We start from the raw sequence: 3,180 nt of genomic DNA on the forward strand, positions 1-3,180 counted from the left end.
GGCCTATCTTTTTTTACCACAAGTGGGTCAACGCCTTACCTTGTCTAGCTTCTAACGGGGTTGTCACCCCCCCAGGAAAAATATATATGTCGTCCTCAAGAAAAAGGTAGAAATAGAAGAAGACATAGCAAGTTTTGGATTGGTTTGTATGGCGAAAATTGGTTAATTGCCAATGACTGCTGTTGGGAGTCGATAGCATCTATGAGGAGTTTAGCTCGCAATAAGCAGTCATTTTACCGGAGGGGGCTAAGAGCTAGAAAGCTGATAGAGCAACCGCTTTAGCCTCGTTGTCGCCCCCTGAACGTAAACAATCATGAGGAGGGCAACCGGAATTGATATGAATTGTCTCTCCTCGGGCCTGAAATAAAAATAGAGCGATAAGTTAAATTGACTAAAGTCTATGGTTCCATATTTCGAGCGGTACTGGCCGCAACCTTCCCGCTACTTCTACACTGGGCCAATTCGGATCAAAAGTCAAATTTTCCAACGTTCCATCGCTGTGAATTACAAACGTATCCTCAATTTTTGCTCCCGACAAACTCGGATTCCAAGCCACAGCCATATTTTCTGCCAAAATATCTGAAGTAGCCGGATTCGCCACAATTTCGCGCGCCAAATATCCGGTAGTTCCGCCTTGATGGTGTTCCGCAATTGCTTGAGGATATCCGTGCTCTTCGTAAGCAGTTTTAAGCGTATCATAAACCGCATTCAGCGTTAATCCCGGTCGACACAAATTTAGCGCCACTGCTTCAATTTCTCTGACTTGTCGGTGCAACTCTGAATGCTTTTCCCCAAGAAAATCGAAACAGACAAATCTGGTTAAATTTGCATACAAACCCCATCCCCTAGCGCAAAATACTAACATTGCTTGTCGTCCAATTTGTTCGGCGGTTGCTGTGGCGTGGCGGTACAGTGGCAAACGCCTTTCTCCAGCAACTAATGTCAGGGCTGGATGCAAACCTCTCGCCCACAAAGCCTCTGCACCGGCTCCGGCTAGCTGATATTCTGTCCATGTGGGTTTAGCGGCGGAAAGTACCTCTGTCATCGCTTCGCTGGCTAAAAGCCCGACTCGCCGATATCGATCTAATTCGCTTGACATCATTGTCTGTTTGCGAGACTCTAAAGAAGGGATTATTGGTGTTTCTTGCGCAGTTGGCCGATCGCTCATGACGTTACCGCCACCAGTAATTTCTTTGACAAAAGCTTCGCGCTGTGCAACATCAGCCCAAGGATAGATGTGCATTTGAAAGTTGGCTGGCAATTCCTCCTCCTGCAAGCGTTGAGCTTCGATTTCATCGGTGAGAACCCAAGCGTTTTCGGCAGTAATTAATATTTCTGCAACTCCGGTTTCTGCAGTTAGCAATACTGTATGGGAACCGCCGGCTGTGGCCCAGGCAAACCAGTCTGTACCGCGCAAGCGAAGGGCGATCGCTTTTGTTTCGGTTAAGGCTTTGCGGATGAATTCGAGTTTTGTATCGACTTCTTGGTTGAATGAGTTTTTCATAGATTGACCCAAAATCTAAAATCTAAAATCTAAAATAGATTGACGGATACAGCTTGCAATTCTTTAGCTTTTTCTTCGGGTAAAGCGTCGTTGGCAAACATTCCGGCGGCGAGTTCGGTTCCGGCTAGGTATTTTAATCGATCGCTCGATCGATAGGGGGGATAAAATTGGGCGTGCAAATGCGCTTCTGGATGGGGCTTCCCGTCTGTGGGCCCTTGAAACCAAGCCATCAAATAAGGGAATGGGCGATGCCACAAACCGTCGTATTTGAGGGTGACTGTTTTTAAGGCCTTAGCGAGTGATTGCCGCTGTTTTTGGGTCAAATCGATAAATGTAGCAGCGGGGGCGATTGGGGCAATCCACACTTCGTAAGGGTAGCGGGCACAAGCGGGGACAAAGGCGATCGCCTCTTCGTCTAAATAAATAATTCGCTGTTTGTCGGAAATCTCTTTTTGAATCAAATCTTGCAGCAAACCACTACTGTTTTTTTGATAGTAAACCGATTGACATTCTAACATCCGTGTCGGCACCGGTGGCACGAACGGATAAGCGTAAATTTGACCGTGGGGATGGTGCAAAGTTACTCCGACTTCGACGCCGCGATTTTCAAAGGGCAAGACGTATTGAATTTCGGAATTGCTGCCAATAACTGAAGTGCGTTCGGCCCATACTTCTAACAATAATTCCAAATGAGTTAACTCCAAAGAACCCAAGGAAGCCAGCGGATCTTGAGTGAAAACAACGACTTCGCAAATGCCTTTCGCTGGCAAAGTTTCTACAATATTTGCAGGTGCATTTTTTGCTTGCAAAGTCATCGAGGGAAAGCGATTGTCAAACACTGCTACATCGTAATCTCCCGGCGGCAATTCTGTCGGAAACTTAGGGTTAATTGTAGCTGCCAGCGGGTTGTATTCCGGCGGCGGCATGAAAGTTCTTCCCTGACGGTGGCTGGCGTATGCTACCCATTCCCCCCGCAAAGGATGCCAGCGAAAGTGCGGGTTTGCCTCTACGGGGTCATTGCTGGGACTTACGGCCGCGATACCTTCTGGGATTGGGTAGCGACTGTACAGTGTGAGTGGGCGGCCGTCTGGTTTTAGCAATGTTTGGGCGTACATTTTTTGTAGGGGCGGGCGATCGCGTTTAATATATGTTAGGAGTATAACTTCGTGCTTTGAGAATCCGCCCCTACCTAAAGTCGCACATTATGTTAACAAGTTTAGTTGGCAGTACCAACGTCCGCCGATCGTCCGCCAGTCCGGCAGGGGTTGAAACCCACGGGGTTTTTAGCTAAAGTGCTCGCTATGACGACGCATGAGTTCTTGAGTCGTATCTAAGAGGAGTTTAGCTTTGACAGGACTTACGCAGACCCACTATATATAGTGTGCCAAAAAAGGGATTTCATTTTTCTTTCATCAAGAGTGATATTCACGAGATTACAAACTTGATGGCTCAAAAAATCACCAATTTTCCTGTTTAACAAGATATAGCAGTAGGAAAGGATATAGGTCAGCCTAACTATTGCAGGAGAAATGAGTCAGCATTAGTTTTTTTAATCAGGGCTAAAGTCCTGACTACGATCGCAATTCCCAATTACCCAGTATATTTAGGGCTTGCTGAATAAGCCTAAAACCCTTACCTCAAAAGACTTTGACTCGCGTTCGGCGTTGACAACGTGT

2 protein-coding genes are annotated in these 3,180 nt (G+C 46.7%); both read right to left on the bottom strand.

Going from position 1 to position 3,180, the window contains the following annotated elements; translation table 11 throughout:
• Positions 1-391: 391 nt before the first annotated feature.
• Complete coding sequence (locus tag QUA70_RS28250; protein ID WP_333333973.1) at positions 392-1,504, bottom strand: M24 family metallopeptidase; 1,113 nt, start codon at positions 1,502-1,504, stop codon at positions 392-394.
• A 29-nt stretch (positions 1,505-1,533) separates the two neighbouring features.
• Positions 1,534-2,619, bottom strand: a complete 1,086-nt coding sequence (galT, locus tag QUA70_RS28255) for a galactose-1-phosphate uridylyltransferase (RefSeq protein ID WP_333333975.1) — start codon at positions 2,617-2,619, stop codon at positions 1,534-1,536.
• Positions 2,620-3,180 lie beyond the last annotated feature (561 nt).

The organism is Microcoleus sp. LAD1_D5 (assembly GCF_036702115.1).
Lineage (GTDB): Bacteria > Cyanobacteriota > Cyanobacteriia > Cyanobacteriales > Microcoleaceae > Microcoleus.

Excerpts from the sequence above, each read along its gene's own strand:
- galT (WP_333333975.1), bottom strand. The coding sequence starts at position 2,619 with ATGTACGCCCAAACATTGCTAAAACCAGACGGCCGCCCACTCACACTG.
- QUA70_RS28250 (WP_333333973.1), bottom strand. The coding sequence starts at position 1,504 with ATGAAAAACTCATTCAACCAAGAAGTCGATACAAAACTCGAATTCATC.